The sequence below is a fragment of the Alteribacillus iranensis genome (assembly GCF_900113025.1).
GTDB lineage: Bacteria > Bacillota > Bacilli > Bacillales > Marinococcaceae > Alteribacillus_A > Alteribacillus_A iranensis.
In genome coordinates this window covers 355,087-375,751 of sequence record NZ_FONT01000003.1, presented here as the reverse complement: position 1 = coordinate 375,751, position 20,665 = coordinate 355,087, and the positions used below count along the sequence as shown (strand labels likewise).

At 45.0% G+C, this 20,665-nt stretch carries 23 protein-coding genes; 13 read left to right on the top strand and 10 right to left on the bottom strand.

Translation table 11 applies throughout. From position 1 onward, the window contains the following. The first annotated feature begins 118 nt into the window (after positions 1–118). The gene (locus BM095_RS09565; RefSeq protein WP_177194771.1) at positions 119–1,792 is read left to right on the top strand and encodes an L-aspartate oxidase; all 1,674 of its coding nucleotides are present in this window, start codon (positions 119–121) and stop codon (positions 1,790–1,792) included. Continuing rightward, positions 1,789–2,088: a 2Fe-2S iron-sulfur cluster-binding protein gene (locus tag BM095_RS09560; protein ID WP_091660817.1), complete on the top strand. Its 300-nt coding sequence runs from the start codon at positions 1,789–1,791 to the stop codon at positions 2,086–2,088. Before BM095_RS09565 ends, BM095_RS09560 begins: the two co-directional genes overlap by 4 nt. Positions 2,089–2,216: 128 nt before the next feature. On the opposite strand, the gene BM095_RS09555 is transcribed toward BM095_RS09560, so the two are convergent. Continuing rightward, positions 2,217–3,734: an S-layer homology domain-containing protein gene (locus BM095_RS09555; RefSeq protein WP_091660814.1), complete on the bottom strand. Its 1,518-nt coding sequence runs from the start codon at positions 3,732–3,734 to the stop codon at positions 2,217–2,219. Positions 3,735–3,980: 246 nt separating this feature from the next. Between BM095_RS09555 and BM095_RS09550 the strand changes: the two genes are divergently transcribed. Further along, positions 3,981–4,178 carry a hypothetical protein gene (locus tag BM095_RS09550; RefSeq protein WP_091660812.1) on the top strand — a complete coding sequence of 66 codons (198 nt, stop codon included), beginning with the start codon at positions 3,981–3,983 and terminating at the stop codon, positions 4,176–4,178. Between the two features lie 662 nt (positions 4,179–4,840). Here BM095_RS09550 and tagH read toward each other — a convergent pair. The 4 genes from tagH to tagD form a co-directional block, all read right to left on the bottom strand. Further along, the gene (gene tagH, locus BM095_RS09540; protein ID WP_091660806.1) at positions 4,841–5,656 is read right to left on the bottom strand and encodes a teichoic acids export ABC transporter ATP-binding subunit TagH; all 816 of its coding nucleotides are present in this window, start codon (positions 5,654–5,656) and stop codon (positions 4,841–4,843) included. A gap of 270 nt (positions 5,657–5,926) precedes the next feature. Next, positions 5,927–6,733 carry an ABC transporter permease gene (locus BM095_RS09535; RefSeq protein WP_091660803.1) on the bottom strand — a complete coding sequence of 269 codons (807 nt, stop codon included), beginning with the start codon at positions 6,731–6,733 and terminating at the stop codon, positions 5,927–5,929. Between the two features lie 33 nt (positions 6,734–6,766). Next, positions 6,767–8,059, bottom strand: a complete 1,293-nt coding sequence (locus BM095_RS09530; RefSeq protein ID WP_091660801.1) for a CDP-glycerol glycerophosphotransferase family protein — start codon at positions 8,057–8,059, stop codon at positions 6,767–6,769. Positions 8,060–8,194: 135 nt separating this feature from the next. Continuing rightward, a complete protein-coding gene (tagD, locus tag BM095_RS09525; RefSeq protein WP_091660798.1) occupies positions 8,195–8,593 on the bottom strand; it encodes a glycerol-3-phosphate cytidylyltransferase in 399 nt (132 codons plus the stop codon). Between the two features lie 468 nt (positions 8,594–9,061). Here tagD and BM095_RS09520 point away from each other — a divergent pair, with 468 nt between their 5' ends. The 9 genes from BM095_RS09520 to BM095_RS16575 all read left to right on the top strand — a co-directional run bounded on the left by BM095_RS09520 (position 9,062) and on the right by BM095_RS16575 (position 15,459). Continuing rightward, positions 9,062–9,751 (top strand): response regulator transcription factor, encoded by a 690-nt coding sequence (locus BM095_RS09520; protein WP_091660796.1) that lies wholly within the window; start codon positions 9,062–9,064, stop codon positions 9,749–9,751. A gap of 2 nt (positions 9,752–9,753) precedes the next feature. After that, on the top strand, positions 9,754–11,112 hold the full coding sequence (locus tag BM095_RS09515; RefSeq protein ID WP_091660794.1) for a HAMP domain-containing sensor histidine kinase: 1,359 nt from the start codon (positions 9,754–9,756) through the stop codon (positions 11,110–11,112). A 104-nt stretch (positions 11,113–11,216) separates the two neighbouring features. Then, positions 11,217–11,795 (top strand): PepSY domain-containing protein, encoded by a 579-nt coding sequence (locus tag BM095_RS09510; protein ID WP_091660791.1) that lies wholly within the window; start codon positions 11,217–11,219, stop codon positions 11,793–11,795. Positions 11,796–11,947: 152 nt separating this feature from the next. Continuing rightward, a complete protein-coding gene (locus tag BM095_RS09505) occupies positions 11,948–12,349 on the top strand; it encodes a hypothetical protein (RefSeq protein WP_245757862.1) in 402 nt (133 codons plus the stop codon). A gap of 81 nt (positions 12,350–12,430) precedes the next feature. Then, positions 12,431–12,586, top strand: coding sequence for a DUF1540 domain-containing protein (locus tag BM095_RS09500; RefSeq protein ID WP_091660788.1), 156 nt, complete (start codon positions 12,431–12,433; stop codon positions 12,584–12,586). A 1,038-nt stretch (positions 12,587–13,624) separates the two neighbouring features. Further along, a complete protein-coding gene (locus tag BM095_RS09495; RefSeq protein WP_091660785.1) occupies positions 13,625–14,455 on the top strand; it encodes a YihY/virulence factor BrkB family protein in 831 nt (276 codons plus the stop codon). Positions 14,456–14,545: 90 nt separating this feature from the next. Further along, positions 14,546–14,740 carry a hypothetical protein gene (locus tag BM095_RS09490; RefSeq protein ID WP_091660781.1) on the top strand — a complete coding sequence of 65 codons (195 nt, stop codon included), beginning with the start codon at positions 14,546–14,548 and terminating at the stop codon, positions 14,738–14,740. Beyond that, the gene (locus tag BM095_RS16905) at positions 14,741–15,019 is read left to right on the top strand and encodes an OsmC family protein (RefSeq protein ID WP_091660777.1); all 279 of its coding nucleotides are present in this window, start codon (positions 14,741–14,743) and stop codon (positions 15,017–15,019) included. A gap of 287 nt (positions 15,020–15,306) precedes the next feature. Beyond that, positions 15,307–15,459: a hypothetical protein gene (locus BM095_RS16575; RefSeq protein ID WP_177194770.1), complete on the top strand. Its 153-nt coding sequence runs from the start codon at positions 15,307–15,309 to the stop codon at positions 15,457–15,459. 162 nt (positions 15,460–15,621) lie between these two features. Here the strand turns inward: BM095_RS16575 and BM095_RS09480 are convergent, their stop codons facing one another. The 4 genes from BM095_RS09480 to BM095_RS09465 all read right to left on the bottom strand — a co-directional run bounded on the left by BM095_RS09480 (position 15,622) and on the right by BM095_RS09465 (position 17,702). After that, positions 15,622–15,822 carry a hypothetical protein gene (locus tag BM095_RS09480; RefSeq protein ID WP_091660772.1) on the bottom strand — a complete coding sequence of 67 codons (201 nt, stop codon included), beginning with the start codon at positions 15,820–15,822 and terminating at the stop codon, positions 15,622–15,624. A gap of 263 nt (positions 15,823–16,085) precedes the next feature. After that, positions 16,086–16,421 (bottom strand): metal-sulfur cluster assembly factor, encoded by a 336-nt coding sequence (locus BM095_RS09475; protein ID WP_091660765.1) that lies wholly within the window; start codon positions 16,419–16,421, stop codon positions 16,086–16,088. Between the two features lie 164 nt (positions 16,422–16,585). Next, positions 16,586–16,876 carry a hypothetical protein gene (locus tag BM095_RS09470; RefSeq protein ID WP_091660759.1) on the bottom strand — a complete coding sequence of 97 codons (291 nt, stop codon included), beginning with the start codon at positions 16,874–16,876 and terminating at the stop codon, positions 16,586–16,588. Between the two features lie 67 nt (positions 16,877–16,943). Further along, on the bottom strand, positions 16,944–17,702 hold the full coding sequence (locus BM095_RS09465; protein WP_091660755.1) for a TatD family hydrolase: 759 nt from the start codon (positions 17,700–17,702) through the stop codon (positions 16,944–16,946). Between the two features lie 240 nt (positions 17,703–17,942). Here BM095_RS09465 and BM095_RS09460 point away from each other — a divergent pair, with 240 nt between their 5' ends. Then, positions 17,943–19,181: a DNA polymerase IV gene (locus tag BM095_RS09460; protein WP_091660740.1), complete on the top strand. Its 1,239-nt coding sequence runs from the start codon at positions 17,943–17,945 to the stop codon at positions 19,179–19,181. Positions 19,182–19,595: 414 nt separating this feature from the next. On the opposite strand, the gene BM095_RS09455 is transcribed toward BM095_RS09460, so the two are convergent. Then, entirely contained in the window at positions 19,596–20,570 is a 975-nt protein-coding gene (locus tag BM095_RS09455) for a 2-hydroxyacid dehydrogenase (RefSeq protein ID WP_091661004.1), read from the bottom strand. Between the last annotated feature and the right edge of the window lie 95 nt (positions 20,571–20,665).

The window sequence follows — 20,665 nt, the reverse complement described above, 5'->3', positions numbered from 1 at the left end:
CCTTTCTGCCATTTCTTTATCCCTTCTTCTATAAATGAAGGCTTACATGTTTTATAATAGATGTAAGCGCAATCATTGTTTTATAGATCTATTATACAACAAAGTGAGTGTTCCGAACATGAAAATGAGAAAATATGATATTTTAATTATTGGATCAGGTGCAGCCGGCCTCACTGCGGCTGTGTATGCCGCACGTTCCGGCTTGGATGTGCTCGTTTTGGATAAAGGAGCTTTCGGAAAATCCGGTTCTACAGTCGGTGCTGTCCAAGTAGCTGGTCTCGGTCCTTGGTCGCACCCGGAAGACAGCCCGGATGCTTATGGACAGGATATTAACGAAAGCGGAAGAGGATTAAGCGAGACACCATTAATTGACACATTGACGTCTCATATCGAACCTCGGTTAAAAGAAATAGTAGACATGGGATTAAAGCTTGATACAAACGACTCCAAAGAAGTAGATGTTACGCTGACATCGGGACATACGATCCCCCGTTCTATTAGTGCCAAAAAAGGAAAATCCGGTCTCAGCCTGATACAAGTTTTAACAAAAACAGCCCGCAAACTAGAAAATATTACACGCTGGAGCGATGTAATGACGCTTGAGATTTCTACGGTAGACGGACGTGCGAACGGGGCGGTCGTTTATGACTTGCGAAAGAATGAACCGTATTTTATTCAAAGCAAAGCTACTATCCTCGCAACTGGCGGTCTCGGTCAGCTTTTCTCGGTCACAAGTAATCCGGTTCAGTCAACAGGTGACGGCTTTTCTCTCGGTCTGCACGCCGGCGCTCCTCTCGTGGATATGGAGCAGCTTCAGTTTTATCCAGTCAGCGTCATTCAGCCGCGATCTTTAGCTGGCCTGTGTCTCAGTTTCTACCACTTGGGTAAGCTGTATAACACTTACGGGAATCGCTTTATGGAAACATACGAACCAGAGACACTAGAAGACACCACACGGGACAAGCTATCCCTAGCCATCAGTAAAGAAGTATCTGCTGGCCGAGCCACAAGAAGAAATGGAGTATGGCTTGATGCCTCGGATGAAATCGATGCGGTGAAACAATATTTCGATCATGAATACAAACTATTAAAAGATCGCGGAGCCGACCCGGAAACCGAAAAAATTGAAACCGGTCCGGCCGCTCACTTTCAAATGGGAGGCATTCGAATTAATACATATGGTGCTACCGCAATCGAAGGGTTGTTTGCTGCCGGTGAATCATCCGGGGGGCTCCACGGCGGCAATCGACTTGGAAACAATGCTCTCTCCGAATGTATTGTTTTTGGGGCACAAGCAGGGAAGGCTGCTTCGCAATACGTTCAAGAAACACCTGGCAGCCAAATAAGCGAATCACCACATTCCGACCAGGCTGACGCTTGGCTTACACAACTCTCCATGCCTGCTTCGACGTCTTCGAAAAGGCCGTGGGAGTGGAAACAAAAGATACGTCATGTGATGGATAGTCACCTCGGTGTAATACGTTCAGAGAAGGGGCTGAAACAAGCAGAGGCTGCATTCATGGAAATCGAAGAACAAATCAGCCGACTGCCCGTGAGCGTCTCTTCTAGAGAATATTCGCGAGAAATTGTTGACTTCTTTGAAGTGCATCATATGATACAAACTGCTCAAATCATCACGGCTGCTGCGTTGACACGGAAAGAAAGCCGAGGCGCACACTACCGCTCCGATTATCCGACGCGCGCGAATGAAGTCTATCATACAATAACGTTTCTTCAAGACGGCCGCCTCCAATCAGTACATGTCCCTGTGAAGAAGGAGACGGTAACATGAAAACGATACAAGTAGAGATTGAACGTTCTCATGATCGATGTGACCACTATCACGTGGAAATAGAAGAAGGAATGACCGTATTAGACGTCATGGAACACATTTATACTCATCATGATCCGACGCTCGCATACCGTTATTCTTGCAGAACCGGGCTTTGTGCTACTTGCAATGTCATGATAAATGGCAAACCAGGTTTAAGCTGTACGGTTCTCGCGACTCCTGGAAAAAATGGGGTATTGTCACTCGCTCCCTTTCCGCGTGGAGAAACAGTAAAAGACCTCGTGAAAGATATGTAATGGACAGGGGCAAGCCCGATTGGACTTGCCCCTTGTATCAGCCAGTATTAGGAGTGCTCCCTCTCTGCGGCTATCCGGAGCATCTCCCTTGTTTTTACCGACAAGCGAATGCTTTACGCATTTTACGATTAAATCGTCCACTCATCGTGAATGATGCCAACCACATACCAGCTGCCACTGTCTTCTTCCATCGCGAGACGAAGCGAAGACCAATCCATAAAGTTGCCGCTATGGGTGAAATGGTACTCGACAATCACAGCGTCGTTATAGACGTCCTGGCTGTTATCTATCGTGTTCCCTTCTCCTAGTCGCTCATTGATGGAAGTCTCATCTGCAAAAATATAATCCCGATCATAAATGAACTCGTCATAATACTCCTCAAATGTCAGCTCAATCGGAAAACCAGAGCCGTCATATTGTCCCCATACATACTCGGTGCTATCGGACCAGAGATCTTCCATTTCCGAAGCACTAAACTGTAAGTCATTGGTTGTATCGACGTAAGCATAGGGAGAGAATCGAACTCCCTTATTCGGATGAACATAAGAAGCAAAGCGCTCTTCATCTTTCGCGTTCAAGGTAGATAACACGGAGTCTGCCGCTAATTTTGCTTCTTCTTCTTCCGTATTATCTGATTCTGTTTGTAAACTTTTCATTACGTTGAGGATGTCCTCTTCATTTTCTGCAAAGAAATCCGGATGCACTTCTCCGCTAATATTATACACTAACCCATCATGGGTCAGGACCATGCTGAACTCAGCGATTCCTTCTTTCTGTGCCGTATAATACTGAGCCTCTTTTCCGTCTTGTAACTCTATCGTTTTGATCTCGACATCAGGCGGGAAAAATTCGTCACTTGTGTGAGGTACCGCATATACTCGAATCATTCCACTTTCTTTATCATACAGATATTTTCCCCGTTCGTCGGGATCATTCGGAAAATATTCGCCATCCCCCCAAGTGGCAGGGAAAGTAACGGTATACCCATACTGCTCGTTATAGTATGTTTGGTACTCGTCAGCAGGGCTTTCTTCCTCTTCAATAAAACGCTCTGGAGCTACCGAACGGGATAGAAAAGCTGTAAATTGGGATCTTGTCATCTCTTCATAAGGGCGGAAGGTTTCTCCCGAAGCTACTGTTGTAATTTTTGCTTTTGCAATGGCTTCTACCGCATCATAAAAGGTATCCCCCGGATCCATATCTGCGATGGCAATGTCTGCAGCCGTTCGTTCTGGAAGATCAAACGCACGATGTAAGACAGCTGCCATCTGTCCTCTCGTCATTGCGTCGTTGGGAGCAAAACGGCCATCTTTTTTCCCGCCGAAAATGCCTTCATCCGCTGTCGCAGCGATATACTCATAGCCCGTAAAATCTTCGTCCACATCTGAAAAACCAGGATTCGGCCTGTTCTCCAATTCAAGATCCAGTCCTTCCGCCAGCATTTTCGCAACCTGACTTCTCTTCACTTCTGCGTTCGGACGAAACGTACCATCGGAATAACCAGAAATAATTCCCTCTTGCTTTAAGTATTGAATGTTTTCGTATGCCCAAAAATCATCCCCCACATCTGGAAACCCTTCCTCTGCCATCGCGGCCGGAGCAAGAAATAGAAACACAATCGCCCCCATCAAACTTTTTTTCAGCATGAATACACTCCTTTCAAAAATATGTTCCAATTTATTATAACATTTACCTCATTTTAATATATTGAATTTTCATTTTTTTCAATAAAGAATATAATATAACATGATTTCCCATGCATATCGTATAAAACAAGTCTTCCTGCTGCATACTAGAAAAAAACACAAGCCACTCATCTGTTGACTTTCTGGCGATGTGCGAGGGAATGTCTCGTTGGTTCAAAGTAAAAAAGTAAAGTATGGGTGATTTCGATGAATATTTGGCAGTCGTTCAAAGCTTGGCGCCAAGGAAGATATGAACAAAGAATTGCAAAAATGAGAGACGCAGGCAAATGTCCCGACTGCGATGGTAAAGGGTTTACCATTATGGCTGGGGACTATTTAAGTGCTGCCCCTCTCGACTGTGCTGGCTGTAATGGCAGCGGCAGCTTTTCCGATTGGGAAAAATAAGCTGGAGATCGATGGACTTCCTGAATAATAAGGAAGCTCCATCTTTTTTTGTCCTAGTTCATCTCTCTCGCAAGACTTTCTGCTGAGGATGAGTTTCGCTTTGGGCAGCTTCCCGTTCCTTGCATTCCCTCATACCTTGAGGCGCTTCTGCCACGGGCAGCTTCTCGCTTCTTGCATTCCCTCATACCTTGATGTTCAGCCGATACGGGCACCTTTCCATGCCTTGCATTCCCTCTCCCCTTGATGCACTCCCATCCAGGGCATCTTTCCGTGCCTTGCGTTCCCTCGCTCCTTGACGCACTCCCATCCAGGGCATCTTTCCATGCCTTGCGTTCCCTCGTTCCTTGACGCACTCCCATCCAGGGCATCTTTCCATGCCTTGCGTTCCCTCTCCCCTTGATGAGCTTCTACCACGGGCACCTTCTCGCTTCTTGCGTTCCCTCATAACTTGATGCACTCCCATCCAGGGCACCTTTCCGTCCCTTGCGTTCCCTCTCCCCTGGACGCGCTTCTGCCGCGGGCACCTTCCTTACCGAGAACTGTATTGCCTTCGTAGTATGCTTCCATTCCCTTTTCCCAGAGTGCTCCGTCCATAGAAAAAAGACCGTTTCAAGGGCTTCCTCTTATCTCCTCAAACGGTCTCTGAATCCGTGTTCTTCATCCTAAGACATAGTAACGAGCTCTTTCTCCGGGAGACTTTGCCGTTTAAATCCTTCTTCTCGAAAGGCAGCTCGCTTCTTTTTGGACCACTTATTGTATTTCTTCAAAAAGGCGTCGTATTCTTTCATGACATCTTCCATATCCCCATAAGCTTTCGTCTCTCCAAACTCCAGCCACAAGGCTTTATTGCAAAACTCCTTAATTTGAGAAGACGAGTGGCTGACGAAAAACATGGTCTTCCCGCTATCCCGGAATTCCTTCATTTTGTCGAGGCTTTTTTTCGCAAAAGCTTTGTCTCCGACGGACAATGCTTCATCGACAATCAGAATATCTGGGTTAATACTAATATTAATAGAGAAACCGAGTCTCGACTTCATTCCTTTGGAGTATGATTTTACCGGTTGATCAATAAATGTTTCTAATTCAGCAAATTCAATGATTTCTGGTTCCATTTTTTTGATTTCTTTATTTGTAAAGCCGAGCATCAAGCACTTTAATTTAATATTTTCCCGTCCGGTCAGTTTATTGTTCAAACCGGCGGACACATCAATGATGGCGGTCTCTCCATTAATCTCTATGCTGCCGCTCGTCTGCGGAACAATGCCGGCAATAATATTCGAGAGTGTGGATTTGCCTGATCCGTTCACTCCGACTAATCCGATAATGTCTCCTTGTTTGGCTTCAAACGAGACATTTCGAAGAGCGTAGAACTCTTTCCCGAAATTTCCCGGTAACACTAAGTCCTTCAAGCGATCGGTTTGGCCGGCATACAGTTTAAATTTCTTCGTTACATTCTTGGCGACAACTGCTTTTGTCATCCTATCACTTCCTTCTATTCTTCGCAGTCAGGAATGTGTGTCATGGTTGGGCTAAAGGGGATCCAGCTTCGGACACCTTACGCTTTTCTTTTGATTCAGCTTCAGGCCCAGCGGATCGATATCGCTTCAACCTGCTTTGCGGTGGCTAAGCCTCCTCGGCGGGTCTCCAGCGCTTGTCGCCGATAGGGGTTCTTCTGCTAAGAGCGCAAACGTCCTGTTTGCAACGCAGAAGTCAGCACGTCCTGTGCAAGTGGGCGCCTTTCGCTTTTCTTATAAAAAGTCGATAAAGTGCCGGCGGAATCGCATATGGAGAATGGCTCCGATACTGAACAGGACGAGGACGACCGCCCAAAAATAAAGCGTGTATTGCCAGTTTTCTATGAGATACCAGGATTCCCCGAATATTGAAGCCCGAAACCCTTCTACTAAATAATAGAGCGGATTTATTTTCATAAACGATTGGACAAATTCAGGCAATGTTTCGGTCACCCACAAGAAAGGGGTGATGTAAAGAAACACGCGTATCGTCGATTGAATGAACAGCTGTACATCGCGAAACACTGTCGTAATCGTCGAGGACAGAAGAACAAATGAAATAACTAATAAAAGCATCCCCGCCAAGTAATACGGGAGCTGAATGTAATAGAGATTGATCGGATATCCTGTAAATTGCATATACAAAAGTATTATCATCAACAGCACGAGATGCGGATACAGTCTGGAGACGACCACATAGACCGGAATCACGCTCGTAGGGAAGTTCATTTTTGATACCATTCGCACCTTTGTGTAGATAGCTTTGGACCCTTGCGTGACGGCCGGCTGTACGAAAAACCAAATCGTGATAGCCGCCAGCATCCAGTTTAAAAAGGGAATTCCATCCACATCTTCATTGCTTCGAATCCCATAGCCGAATACAAACCAATAAATGGCAATAAAAAATAAAGGAGTGAAAATTTCCCAAGCTTCCCCAAAATAGTTGTTTTTGTTTTTAATTTTAATCTCATACAAAGCCAGGCGATTAATTAAATACATATTGTGCCATAGCTCTTTCATCACCGAGACTACTGCCTTCATTCTATTCCCTCATTTTCTCTTTCCCGCTCATGATCAGTCAAACACTTGCTGAATAACGCGGTCTGAGGCATATCCGTCTTCGAGAGAATGAAACGTTTCCTCAAACCATTCAACTTGTTCCTGGTGCTCGGTCCGGATGGTGTCTGCTCGCTTCACATAATAGATCATGTCTTCTGTCGTTTTTACAAGCGGCCCGGGAGCATCTTTTTCAAAATCAAAATAAAACCCTCTTAGCTGATCACGATAACTCTCAATGTCATATACATAAAAAATCATTGGCCGTTTTAACACGCCATAGTCAAACATCACAGAAGAATAGTCAGTAATGAGTAAATCACTGATGATATAGAGATCCCGAATATCAGGGTAGTTCGACCCGTCCACCGCAAAGTCTTCATACCCTGTAAGGTCCAGCTTATCGGACACTAAGTAATGAAGACGCATGACAATGACATAGTCGTCCCCCAATTCTTCTCTCATCCGGTCCAAATCCATTTGAATCGCGAATTTATATTTGCCAATGAAGTGGTACTCATTATCCCGCCAGGTTGGCGCATATAAGATCACTTTTTTATCCTCGGGAAGCTGCAGCCGTTCTTTGATCGCCCGCACGTCTTCCTCGGTATAGTGGAACAAATAATCGTTTCGCGGATAACCGGTTTCCAGCATCGTTTGCGTCGTTTCATCAAAATCAAACGCACGCTTAAAAATGTCTGTTGAATAGCTGTTAGGTGAGACGAGGTAATTCCAGCGGCTTGCTTCTGCGACGAAATTCCGTTTATACATTTCTGTCGTGGTCCCCGGCATCAATACCTCATCCATATCCAACGCTAGCTTTTTCAAAGGAGTCCCGTGCCACGTTTGCAAATACACGGTGTCTGCCGGCTTTGGTATCCATTTTGGCAGCCTGCTGTTGAATACCCAATATTTTGCTCGCATCATCACGACAAACCATTTCACCGTAAAACGTTGAATCGTTTGGACACCATGTTCCTCAAAACGTGATTTAAAACGATGATCAATGCTCCAGTAATACGTGTATTCTCTATCTTGTTTTTGGAGTAATTCATATATCGCCCGTGGGTTACAACTGTATTGTTTTCCCAAGAAGCTTTCAAAGACAATGATTTCTTTTTTAGGCAATTTCCCCACCAAACCAAATATCCCCCGGTATCCTAGACGAACCGGCTTGGATTTCTTTATTTTATTGATTCTTTTGTTTATTCTTTTCTTATATTTTTTCTTAACTTTTTTATTCCAATTCTTTTTCCAATTCTTTTTCCACTTGTTAAGTTTCTTTCTCAGTCGTTTCATTTCCTGCTTCATACCCTTCTTGCAGAATATGATTTGTTAATCACTTGGTCTATTATATACTTGTACGTCACAGAAAACAAAAAAAGAGAGAGAATGTCCTTCTCTCTTTTTTATTGGCTACTCTTTTTATTATGATCGTATCGCTAATTAATACGCATTGGCAAGAAGCAATTCTTCTTTAATTTTCGTCGTCGAGATATTCGCTGTTCTAGGAAGATAAACGACATCGCAATATTTGCTGAGATAATCAAACTTCCCTTTCCAGTCATCACCCATGACGAAAATATCGATATCATGTTTCTTTACGTCCTCTGCCTTCTGCTCCCATTTTTCCTCAGGGATGACTTCATCGACATAACGAATCGCTTCGAGAATGATTTTTCTTTGCTCATATGAATAATACGCTTTTTTATTTTTTAAGGCGTTGAATTCATCCGTAGAAATAGCAACGGTCAAATGATCGCCAAGTGCTTTCGCACGCTTCAGCAAGTTGATATGCCCGAAATGGAGCAAGTCAAACGTTCCGTACGTGATCACTTTTTTCATAATATGCCTCCTAGCTGTTCAAAACCAGACCTTTAATTTTATTGATCGATTCATATATTAACGATTTCTTTAAAGAAAAAAAACATTATTGCTCTTGACTTTCAGCATTATATCACAAAGATTTCTATTTCACTATAAACCTTTCGTGAAATATACCCTCAATAATATAAAAAATTGTGTGAAAGTGTCCATTTCTCTCCATTTGGTTTGAGGATCCTTCTATCTGGGTAAAGGTTATGTTTATTGCTTTCGGGCGCAGAACTACTTATCATGATCTTCCTCCATCAACGCTCCCCATACCCTTTTCTTTTCCATGTTATTCACATATGTAAGAAAAAAGTTGCTGTTTTTTCTTTATGCAGGCATGCTCCCTTCTTTTACCCTTTCTTCCTTTTCCATGGCTCGTCTTTCGCCTTTTTGCGGTATGATAATACATAGAAGAGTTACGTAAGAAAGGTGTGAATCCATGTGTCACTTGGATCTGTTTTAATCGTAGAAGACGAAGAAAAATTAGCACGCGTGCTTGCGTTAGAGCTGGAATATGAAGGTTATGACGTATGTACGGTTCATCATGGACGGGATGGGTATCATGAGGCGTTATCCGGAGAGCATGATCTTGTATTGCTTGATGTGATGTTGCCTGAGATGAGCGGCTTGGAGATTTTGCGCCGTTTGCGAAAAGAAGATGAGAGCACCCCGGTCATCTTACTTACGGCGCGTGGTGAGGTGCCGGATAAAGTGAGCGGCCTTGACCTGGGCGCGAATGATTATGTTACCAAACCGTTTGAAATTGAAGAACTTCTTGCCCGCATTCGTGCTCATTTACGAAGTAAGAAAACTACGGGAGAGGAAAAACAGGAGACCATTCAAGTAGGAGACTTGCAAGTCACCCCAGCTACGAGAGAAATTTACCGAGGTCAGCTTGCAATTGAGATGACGCCGCGTGAATTTGACCTGCTCCTCTATCTCATGAAAAACAAAAATCTTGTTTTAACGAGAGAACAAATTCTGGAAGACGTTTGGGGATTTGATTATATGGGAGATACCAATGTGGTGGATGTTTACATTCGGTACGTACGAAAAAAAATTGATAAACCTTTCTCCACTCCCCTCATTCATACTGTCCGCGGAGTGGGATACTCCATGAAAGGGTCGTAACAATGAAGCTCAAATCCAAACTCCAGCTGTATTCTACATTATGGATGATATTGCTTTTGATCGGGGCCAATACAGCGGCATATTTGCTATTTCATCAATTTGCATCCCAGTCAGAAATCGAACGGGTTCAATCACAAGCTGAATCAGCGGCAGAGACCATTCAAACCGCAGAAGGGATGGAACCAATTATCTCGGACGTGTTACGTGCGTTTGTACCCGCAAACGGGATGATCCGAGTGATTGACAGAGATGATTCTATCCTTCATACGGTAACAAAAGAAACACGTTTTTCCGACCTCCCTTTTCGATATCACGCCGGAGAGGAAGCCGAATTATTTCAGAGTGAAGCTGGAGAAACATACGCCATTATTCACCGGCCGGTCATTTGGGATAACGGAGCCGTCGTTACTCTTCAAGTGACGGAACACTTAGATGCTTTTGAAACGAATATGGATCGTTTAATGCTCGTCTTGTTTGCTTCGTCTCTTATTATTTTGCTTCCGACGTTGATTGGCGGGCGCCTGCTCGGCGAAGTATTTTTACGTCCCATCCGGGCTCTGGTCCGCACAATGAATGAAGTACAAACAACGGGCGAATGGAAAAAGATCGATTTGCATCGAAAATCCAAGGATGAAATTTATGAAATGGGAGCAGCCTTTAATCATATGATTCGGCGCCTCTCCGATAACTTTGAAAAACAAAAACACTTTGTCTCTGACGCCTCTCACGAACTTCGAACTCCTTTGTCTATTATTGACAGTTATGCTCGTCTGTTAAAGCGCTGGGGAGCAAAGAAACCGGATGTGCTGGAAGAATCATTGGAGGCGATTGTTACGGAAACTGACCGAATGAAAAAAATCAGCGACCAGCTTCTCACCTTAGCCCGATCAGAAGAAGCCGAAGCATTGGAAATAACTTCCTTTGACATCGCTTCCGTGTGTAAACAAACGGTCCACTCTTTTTCGACATCCTTCCAGCGTACGATCACTTTGGACGCACCAGAGAAGGAAGTAATAATCGAAGGGGATGAGTCAAAAGTAAAGCAAGCTCTTTACATTCTTCTTGATAACGCTGTGAAATATACCGAGCAAGACATCCACGTTCGTTTGAAAGAAGAGGGACATCACATTCTTCTTTCTGTCCAAGATGAAGGAGAAGGTATCCCGGACTCAGACCAAAAGCATATTTTCGATCGCTTTTACCGTGTCGACAAAGCGCGCTCTCGGTCTACCGGGGGCTCGGGGCTCGGACTTCCGATCGCAAAACAGCTCATCCGCCTCCACAACGGTGACGTAACGCTCGACAGTAAACCCGGACAAGGCTCCACATTCACCATCCGATTGCCGGTTGTCCAATCTTAGTACGCTTTCTCCTGTTTCTCATCATTTTCTAATGTTTGTTTAAGGGTACGTTCAGATTGCCCCTTTATGATGAAGATAGTTCAAAATACAAGGAGGACGTCACCATGAAAAAATTTGTTATTGCTACCGCTTGTGTTCTATCTCTAGGACTTGTCGCGATTGGAGTTCAGCAGTTCACTGCCTCTGCAGGCGATACAGAATTATCACTCGATGAAGCTAAATCCATTGCATCCGAACAATATCCCGGAAAAGTTACCGAAGTCGAATTAGAAACAAAAAACGGAAAGAAAATCTATGAAGTAGAAATCACCGGAGACACATACAAATATGAATTAAAACTTGATGCAACTACCGGAGAAATTATCAGGCTCGATGAAAAAGAGAAAATAGAAAAAGAACCAAACACGAACCCTTCCTCAAATGACACAACGAAACAACAGGAGAACAAAGACGGGGATGACAACGGAAAAGCCGAACCTCAAGCTAATAACGTAGCCATTGATATGAAAAAAGCTCAAGACATTGCTCTTTCCGAAACAGGTGGAACCATTATGGAAGCCGAGCTTGATGAAGATGACGGCCGGACGTACTATGAATTTGAAATCAACACTGACAAAGGAGAAGCAGAAGTAGAAGTCGACGCATTCACCGGAGAAATTATTCTCATTTCTTATGACGACTAACGATCCTCAGAAAGAAAAAAGCTGAAACAAATCATATTACCCTGTTAACAAAAACATCAAACGTAATTTTGTGCAAAAATCTTTTCCCCACTTCCGTAATATGGTAATATATCTCTAACATTTTAAAATTATAAAGAAAAGGAAGAGGACGTGTGAAAAAGGTATTACGGAGTGGGGACTTCACCTTAGAAGAACTATACGACCATGCGAACGATATGTCTTGGAAGCATTGGGGTGTTCCGTTTCATGACACCATTGAACTCGTAAACGAAGACTGGAGCGTCCAAAATGCTGTATTTATATATGACCGAAAAACTGGAGAACGAACGATCCAAATGAGCACGGAACGAAATGCGATTCGTTCAGAAGAAGGGGTATTAAAGTCCCTTCTGCATGAGCTGGTACACTGGAGATTACATTCACTCGGCTTGCCATGCCGGGATGAGGATCCAGAGTTTATCGAAGAATGCCTTCGAGTTGGCGCCAATATCAGCCTTGCTAAAAAAGCGCAGCTCGCATATCAGCAATTTCTCATGAAAGAAAAAGTGACATAATCTTCTCCTTTCCTTTCATGATATTTCTGCCAGTATTCTCTCGCGCTCCTTGGTGCATTCTAAGCCCGAGGGGGTGAGGAGATGGCACAAGACGTATTGTGTGAAGTGAATAACTGTATGTATTGGGCGGATGGCAACCGCTGTGCAGCGGAAGCTATCTATGTAGTCAGCCACACAGGCGAAGAAGCAGCCACCTCTCATGAGACCGACTGTAAAACGTTTGTAAAAGAAGAATAAGAAACGCTTAGCTGCGACGGGATCCTCCGAGTCACGGATTCATGAATCTCTGAGCAGCTAGCCGCTGAAGATATTCGATGCCAGGGCCGCTCTCTTTCGGAGAGCCGGCTCTTTTTTTGATGGTCGCTTAGTCTTGCGGCGGTTTCAAGATAAGCCAAATTGTCCGGCTTGTACAGGGTAAGGTCCTATGCCATTTTGCCTTCCCTCACGCTTAGACTGTGACTGATTTTGTCACCTTTCCATGCTCAGCCTGCCTTCACGCTTAGGTCGTGGCCGGTTTTGGGCATCTTCCCTTCCTTTGCCTGCCCCCACGATAATGTCGCGTTGGCTTTAGGGTATCTTTCCACGCTCTGCCTGACCTCACGCTATTGCCGATCCTCGGTTTGGGCACCTTTCAATCCCTTCCCTGCCCTTACACGTGTGACATGCTGACTTTGGGTAACCTTCCTTTCCCCTGCCTTCCCTCACGCTTAGGCCGTAGCTGGTTTTGGGCATCTTTGCTTCCTCTGCCTGCCCCCACGATTATCACGCATTGGCTTTTGGGCATCTTCTCATCTCCTCCATGACCTCGCGCCAATGCCGATCCTCGGTTTGGGCACCTTTCATCGCCTTCCCTGCCCTCACACGTGTGATTTGCTGTTTTTTGGCCACCTTATCTTCCCCTGCCTCTATTCCTCCAAAACACCATAAAAAAGCAAGCCACTATGATGGCCGTAACGATACCATCTCTAGTGACTTGCTCTCCATGTCACTGGATGTTTCATTTTGCAAGAACTTCTTAAATGAAAGATAAAATAATACTTATAACTACAATCAATCCTATTATCATTAAAATGGTTCTTAGCATGAAGGACATCCTTTCTTTGTTTCGTCTTACCTAACACCTACCCATCAATCTTACTGAGATAAACCTTGAAAAAATTTCCTCAGGCCTGGTAGACAATCACACTGGAACGGGTATGATGATCGTAGGTACAAAAGCTTACAACAAAGAGTCGTCGTCTTGATTCTTATCTATGTAACAAAGGGGCGAACGGTATGACGTTTCAATCTATAAAAAGTCTAAGCAAAAAATTTATCTCTGATTTAACAGATGACCGTACTGTTGGTTTAGCAGCAGAACAGGCTTTTTTTTACATGCTTGCTTTGTTTCCAATGATGATATTGTTTTTATCCATTCTTCCTTACTTTTCCATAAATAATGATCGCTTACTCGCTCTCCTTCATACGATGCTGCCCCAAGACACGGCCCGCATGGTAGAAAGCGCCCTCCTTCAGATTACGGTTGATTCCAACAATGGCCTGTTAACACTAGGGATCATTGGAACTATTTGGTCTGCTTCCGCCGGAGTGAATGCATTTTTGCGTGCCATTAATCATTCTTTCGACGTCACCGAACAGCGCCCGTTTTGGAAAGCGCGGCTTCTTTCCATCGTGTTGACGTTCGGCTTACTTATCTCGTTTCTACTCATTTTTGTCCTTCATATTTTCGGTGAATTGATTGTTCATACTCTCTCTCGATACCTTTTTTATGAAAGCCAGACCGAGTCTATGTTAGATATCCTTCGTTGGGTTTTCACGGTCCTTGTTATGATCTCTGTATTGTCTGTTTTGTATTTTCTTGCTCCCTATAAACAAATTTCGTTTCGGGAAGTGCTTCCAGGTGCTATTGCGGCAACGTGTATGTGGCTGCTTATTTCTTTTGGCTTTTCTTTTTATGTTACTCATTTCGGAAACTATTCGGCAACCTATGGAAGTCTCGGAGGTGCCATCGTGTTGATGCTGTGGTTATTTTTAACCGGACTCGCTCTTGTTGTCGGGGGAGAACTGAATGCGTTTGTTCACCGGCACAAGCACTCCTCGACGTAACGGTTGTGAGCGTATAAGGAATTCCTTATACTTAACATAGATGAAGATCAGCTAAGATGGGCATCTACTATGTATATTTGGAGGTATCGTATGGGACAACCAATTGCTCTTACGAAAATTACGATAGAGCAAAACAAACCGCCTCACCGGCAGGCGTTTGTGGATGGATTTGAAGAGCCTTTCGATTTCGGCACACATGGGGGAGTGAAAGAATTTTACGGCCACGACCCCGACGTCGAGTATCCTTCGACGCTCGATCATATTGTGGCAGCAGCAGGCGGCTGACTGACCGGCACATTAGCCGGCGCGCTGGATGCGCGTGGAATCCCACCTTATCCCAACAAGCTGAAATCCACGGTACAAGGAACCATTGAAGCTCCAGAAAACGTATTAAAAATTACTACCATCACCACTCACTTTGAGGTAAAAGTACCGGCCGGAAAAAAAGAAGCGGCCGAACGGGCGTTGCATGTTTTCGACAGAGGATGCCCCGTCGCACAGACTTTAAAAGGCTGTGTCACTTTTAATCACACTTGGGACATAGAAGAGTACGATCCTTCCTAACCTTTTCGGTGAGGCTGGGACAAAACTAGAATAGTCAACTCTAAAGACGAACGATCACATGTTGAAGGAGTCACCCGTTTCATAAACGCAGTGTATCAGCGTAGTCAAAATACGTAGACTCCAGCGGGAACAGCACGAGCTGAAGCCGTGCCCGCGGAAAGCGAAGTATTTTGACAAAGCGACTTTTTTAATGATTGTGGGCTTATCTCTACCGTTGTATAATATAGGTATGGAAACAATGGTTCTTGTTTTGAACAATCCTCGCAGGAAGGAAGGGGATGATACCAATGAGTCTGAATAAGATACGAAGAACTTTTTATTTCATTTCCCGAATATTAGGAGATATTAACGCCGTAAAACGCGGCACCATCGGTAAAAGAATCGTACGGCGCGCTGCCGGGAAACAAACTGGGAAAATGATGCGTAAATTATTTAAATAAACAATACACAATGACACCCGCCGTGACGTAATCACAACGGGTGTTTTTTCGATTCCATTATCTTCGCAATCGTCCCATAAGCCAACGCTTTCCTCTTTTTAACACAAAGCCAACAATGGCCGTTTTAATGGCTCGTTTAATCATTGGCGGCCTCCTCGGCTTTTATTTTCTTAATTGGTTGTTTATCTCTGCTTGAAGCTGTTTATTCTTTTCATGATCTTTTTCTCGTTTTTTCTCTACTTCGACTTTCTTCTCTATCTGTTCTTCATATTCTTCCTGGGTCATTCCATGCTCGCGTTGCATGCTTTTCTCTAACAATTCTGGTGTAGGTCGTGATGAGTCATGTTTTTCCTTATTGGTCATGGTTGTGTATGCCCCCTTCCTTCTTATTATTCCTGCTTGAAGGAAGCTTCAAACTTTTTTCTGGGACACTTTTATCGACAAACCCGCCTTTTGGGGAGCTCTTCGTTCATATGACCTGGACATCGCTCATCGCTTGTACTTCTGTTATTGTTTACCACATTCTTCTGCTCGACTTACGGAAATAGGATCCACTTCCACGTCATGCCCCTTCTTCACAACCAAAAAAAAGCTGCCTGCGATAAGGATCGCGAGACAGCTATTTCTTAATCTGGTACCCCTAGCGCAATTTTAGCGTAACGGGACATTTTGTCTTTATCCCATGGCGGGTTCCACACGATATCGACATCCACTTCATTAATCTCTTTAAATTCTTGCAGATCCTTTAGGGCCGTTTTGATGTCACTCACAATCGTTCCTGCGAGCGGACATCCCATGGAAGTAAGAGTCATGGTGATTTTGACATTTTTGTCATCATCTACGTCAATTCCATATACCAAGCCGAGGTTGACGATATCAACACCTAATTCCGGGTCAATGACATCATTTTCTAATTCAGCTTCAATACGTTCAATTAATTCTTGCTTCTCTTCCGTGGACATCCCAACACCTCCTTCATATTCCTACTCTTACTGTACCAAAATTGCACTGTTTTTAAAAATAATATGGAAGGCCGTCTGATCCTGCTCCCGAGCGAGAGGAAAAACCCCGCTCTTGACACGGGGTTGAGCTTCTTTGATTTCTTCTTTTAGACATCTTGTCTCGGTTAGCTGTGATACCCGTTTAACATTTCTGTTCCTTTCAGGGTGACGACATTTTCGTCCGTGGCTGAATCGAATGTGTCGACTTCAGCTACACCATACATGGTTCCTTCATTGGTTTCAAACGTGAGATGCTCTCTCGTATTATTTCTCATAGCGTCTGTAAAAAAACGTTGATTTTCCACGCCGTAAATCTTAGCTTCCCAATGCTCTGGGTCATTGTTTATCACGTGCACTTCTCCCGTGTCGAAAAAGATTTCATCTTTGTTTTCTGTAAAAAGTTGGTCCAGCTTCATAGTCAATTACCTCCTCTGTAAATCTCATGCTTGTGGGATGGTAACCTTTTCCCGTGCCTGTTGTGGCTCAAACATACAGACGGAGTGCATTTTTTGCGAGCTGGGCCCGAAGTGAGTCGCGCTCTTCCTTTCTTTGACCAGCGAGAAATGAAATCACTTTTTTCAAAAGAAGCGGAGTAGTCAGCTCTCCTGAGAAAGGACCGCGAAACGGCCACGGACCATCTGTTTCAATCAACAATTGATCGTCTGGTATTAATGCGGCCAAGCGTTGGTCTCTTTCCCGGTAACAGACTTCTGGCGTGACGGAGATAAAATAACCTGCCCGCGCCATTTTTTTCACGACGTCTGTAGGTGCTTTTAACCAGTGAAAGTGAGCTGGCAGCCGAGGCGCTTCTTCTTGTAAAATGTCATAAGCGACAGCTGCCTTGTCATGGACGGCATGAAGGGCGACAGGAAGTCGGTATGTACGGGCGGCTGCAATATACTCTTTAAATACTTCCGCATGATGGGCAAGCGTTTCAGGAAGAGTTCCCAATTCATAATGAGGAAGACCGATTTCCCCCACACAGGAAATATTGTCGCGTTCCACATGAAGCAGACATTTCCATTCTTCAATGTCAGCTCGGGGAGGAATAGGTTTTTCTGGATGAAAGCCGACCCCAGCTAAAATAAAATCCGGAAATCTTTCTTTTAGCTCCAAGGTGCGGTAAGAAGAGGCCAAGTCACTAGACACAGCAACTACTTTTTCTACCCCATACTCTCGCCACTTCTCAATTCTGGCTTCCACTTCATCATACAAATGCAAATGAATATGAGAATCGATCATTCCTCTACCCCTTCCTTTATTCGTTATCGTAATTTGTCGTAAAAAGAAGAAAGAATATTTAGAATTATTTACCCCTCTCATATTCTAGTACGAATGCCTAGAAATCACAATAGGTTTCTTCTCTCTTTCAAAAAATTGGTTGCTTCTTGTAGTTGATATACGAACAAAAGTTTGCATATAATAAAGAGAAACCGTCGTATTGGATCGAGAATCTAAGAAACAGAAACACGTTGTGAGGCGATGTACATGGAGCGAACCGTTTTTCTAGTAGATATGCAGTCTTTTTACGCCAGCCTGGAAAAAGTATATCATCCTGCGCTGGAGGATAAACCGGTCGTCGTCGCGGGGGACCCTTCTATTCGAAGCGGTGTCATTCTCGCTGCTTGTCCCATTGCCAAAAAATGGGGAGTGCAAACGGCAGAAGCGCTGTGGGAAGCAGAAAACAAATGTCCTGACCTTGTCGTCATCCCACCGCGCATGCAGTCTTATATCGACGCTTCTATTGAAATAGGGGCTGTGTTGGAATCATTCAGCGATGAAGTAGAACCTTACAGCATTGATGAGATTTTTGTAGAAATGACGCACTCGCTCGATTTGTTTCAAGAAAGCGCCGAAGAGGCAGCCTTGCGGATGATCCGTCAAATCAAACGAATGCTCGGAGTCAACGCGCGTGTCGGCATTGGCACGACAAAAGTACTTGCCAAAATGGCTTGCGATCATTTCGCGAAAAAAACGCCAAAAGGGATATTTACCTTGACCGAAACCAATCTGGAATCTGATTTATGGCCGCTGCCGATTGGCAATATGTTCGGCGTCGGAAAACGGATGGAGCGTCACTTAAAAGGGATGGGCATTCGCACCATCGGTCATCTCGCCCGCTTTCCGTTAGACCCGCTGAAAAAACGCTGGGGTATTAATGGAGAGTTACTTTGGCGGACCGCTTGGGGATGGGACCCTTCTCCTGTCACGACGGATACGCATATTCGTCAAAAAGCGATTGGCCATCATATGACACTGCCTCGCGACTACTACACTTGGAAAGAAATCAAAGTCGTACTTCGGGAATTGAGCGAAGAAGTGGCTCGCCGTGCGCGCGCCAACCGGTATATGGGGATCACGGTATCCACCGGGGCGGGCGGCCATGACTTTGACCTTCCTTCTGGATTTCACCGCCAGCAGAAATTAGAGGATTATACAAACGATGGCGTCGTCATTTATGAGGCCGCTGCCCGGTTGTTTCAAGAGCATTGGGATGGCTATCCTGTGAGGAGCATCGGAGTGACCCTCGACGGTTTGACGCCAGACAGCTACCGGCAATTAAATCTTTTTCACCCGATTCAAGACCGGGAAGCCTTAAACCAAACCGTCGATGCTTTAAAATCCCGCTATGGAAGCGACGCCATCATGCATGCTTCCTCCTTAACAGAAGCCGGCCAAGCCCAGCTCCGCGCAAAAAAAATCGGCGGCCATTATAAATAGAAAAGCGAAAGCATGTAAGGATGTTCGACTAAGAACGTCACGTCCTGTGACAACGTCGAACTGACCCACGTCGTGTGGGCCCGCGACAGGTTCTGGAGGGGCAGCAAAGAAAGGCGCTCTTTCCTTTCATTGTCTGCACCGAGTTGGAAGATCGGCTAAAACCGTCTCGTCCTGAGACAACGCCGACCCGACCCACATCGTGTGGGCCTCCAGAGCGGCTAGGCGCTGGAGCTAGACAATAGAAAAGCGAAAGGCGCCTGCTCACGAGTGACAAGTGCTGGAAGGCAACTGGCAGCAGCCGTTTTTTGGCTTCTGCCAGCTGCCTGAAGCAACCTCAAGCGAGTGGGCGCTGCAGCCAGACAATCAGAAAAGCGCAAGCGCCCGCACTTGCACAGGATGTGAACGGTGATTCTTTCATGATGAAGGCTTTACTACAACGTGATCCGGCTCTTCTCCTCGAAAGGCTTGAAGCAGATGATCCGCAGCCATGTGGGCCATTTTCCACCTCGTCTTTTCACTGGCACTGCCAATATGAGGAAGGGCCGTCACATTAGGCAGGGACAAAAGAGGATGGTCGGAACGAATCGGTTCGTTTTCAAAGACGTCCAGCCCTGCTCCGCGGATGCTGCCATGTTTCAAGGCATCATACAGCGCATCTTCATCTACTGTTCCACCTCGTGAACTGTTCACCAGAATAGCGGATTCTTTCATTTTATGTAACGCATCCTTGTCAATGATATGATGGGTTTCTTTCGTATACGGGGCTGTCACACAAACAAAGTCAGAGGTTTCTAATAATTCATCGAGCTCGACATAACGCGCTCCTATGTCTCGTTCTGCCTCCGGTTTCCGGCTGCGGTTGTGATACACAATATCCATCCGAAAGCCGGTTCCCCGCCGTGCTACGGCTTCCCCGATCCGTCCCATCCCGATAATGCCGAGTCGGGAGTGATGAATGTCCTGTCCGGTGAGGAAAAACGGGACCCATGCTCCCCACTCGTCATTCCGGATGGTATCGATTCCTTCCGGGAGCCTTCTTGCGGCTGCCATTAAAAGAGCAAATGTTAAATCAGCCGTCGTTTCCGTCAACACACCTGGCGTATGCGCGACGAGAATGTTTTTTTCTGCAGCTGCGTCGACATCAATGTTATTGTAGCCGACTGCCATCGTGGAAATGATTTTCAAGCGTGCTGCTTTTTCAATGAGCTCTCTTGGAATCGGATCTGATACCGTGCAATAAATCCCGTCTGCTTTTTCTATTTCACGTGCAAGCACTTCCGCGGGAACCGGCTCTTCTTCCTTTTCCCACATGGATACGCGGCACTCTCTTTCCAGCTTTTCGACAATCGCTGGAGGCATTTTTCGAGTTAGATACACATAAGGTTTCACTAGCATTCCTCCTCCACTTCTCTCACTTCCTATCACAAGTTTATCAGAAAAAGCACTTCCTGCCATGTCTAGAGAGCTTCTTTTGCGCTCGATTC

Coding starts and splice junctions, on each gene's coding strand:
- BM095_RS09565 (WP_177194771.1), top strand. CDS start 119: ATGAAAATGAGAAAATATGATATTTTAATTATTGGATCAGGTGCAGCC.
- BM095_RS09560 (WP_091660817.1), top strand. CDS start 1,789: ATGAAAACGATACAAGTAGAGATTGAACGTTCTCATGATCGATGTGAC.
- BM095_RS09555 (WP_091660814.1), bottom strand. CDS start 3,734: ATGCTGAAAAAAAGTTTGATGGGGGCGATTGTGTTTCTATTTCTTGCT.
- BM095_RS09550 (WP_091660812.1), top strand. CDS start 3,981: ATGAATATTTGGCAGTCGTTCAAAGCTTGGCGCCAAGGAAGATATGAA.
- tagH (WP_091660806.1), bottom strand. CDS start 5,656: ATGACAAAAGCAGTTGTCGCCAAGAATGTAACGAAGAAATTTAAACTG.
- BM095_RS09535 (WP_091660803.1), bottom strand. CDS start 6,733: ATGAAGGCAGTAGTCTCGGTGATGAAAGAGCTATGGCACAATATGTAT.
- BM095_RS09530 (WP_091660801.1), bottom strand. CDS start 8,059: ATGAAGCAGGAAATGAAACGACTGAGAAAGAAACTTAACAAGTGGAAA.
- tagD (WP_091660798.1), bottom strand. CDS start 8,593: ATGAAAAAAGTGATCACGTACGGAACGTTTGACTTGCTCCATTTCGGG.
- BM095_RS09515 (WP_091660794.1), top strand. CDS start 9,754: ATGAAGCTCAAATCCAAACTCCAGCTGTATTCTACATTATGGATGATA.
- BM095_RS09510 (WP_091660791.1), top strand. CDS start 11,217: ATGAAAAAATTTGTTATTGCTACCGCTTGTGTTCTATCTCTAGGACTT.
- BM095_RS09500 (WP_091660788.1), top strand. CDS start 12,431: ATGGCACAAGACGTATTGTGTGAAGTGAATAACTGTATGTATTGGGCG.
- BM095_RS09495 (WP_091660785.1), top strand. CDS start 13,625: ATGACGTTTCAATCTATAAAAAGTCTAAGCAAAAAATTTATCTCTGAT.
- BM095_RS09490 (WP_091660781.1), top strand. CDS start 14,546: ATGGGACAACCAATTGCTCTTACGAAAATTACGATAGAGCAAAACAAA.
- BM095_RS16575 (WP_177194770.1), top strand. CDS start 15,307: ATGAGTCTGAATAAGATACGAAGAACTTTTTATTTCATTTCCCGAATA.
- BM095_RS09480 (WP_091660772.1), bottom strand. CDS start 15,822: ATGACCAATAAGGAAAAACATGACTCATCACGACCTACACCAGAATTG.
- BM095_RS09475 (WP_091660765.1), bottom strand. CDS start 16,421: ATGTCCACGGAAGAGAAGCAAGAATTAATTGAACGTATTGAAGCTGAA.
- BM095_RS09470 (WP_091660759.1), bottom strand. CDS start 16,876: ATGAAGCTGGACCAACTTTTTACAGAAAACAAAGATGAAATCTTTTTC.
- BM095_RS09465 (WP_091660755.1), bottom strand. CDS start 17,702: ATGATCGATTCTCATATTCATTTGCATTTGTATGATGAAGTGGAAGCC.
- BM095_RS09460 (WP_091660740.1), top strand. CDS start 17,943: ATGTACATGGAGCGAACCGTTTTTCTAGTAGATATGCAGTCTTTTTAC.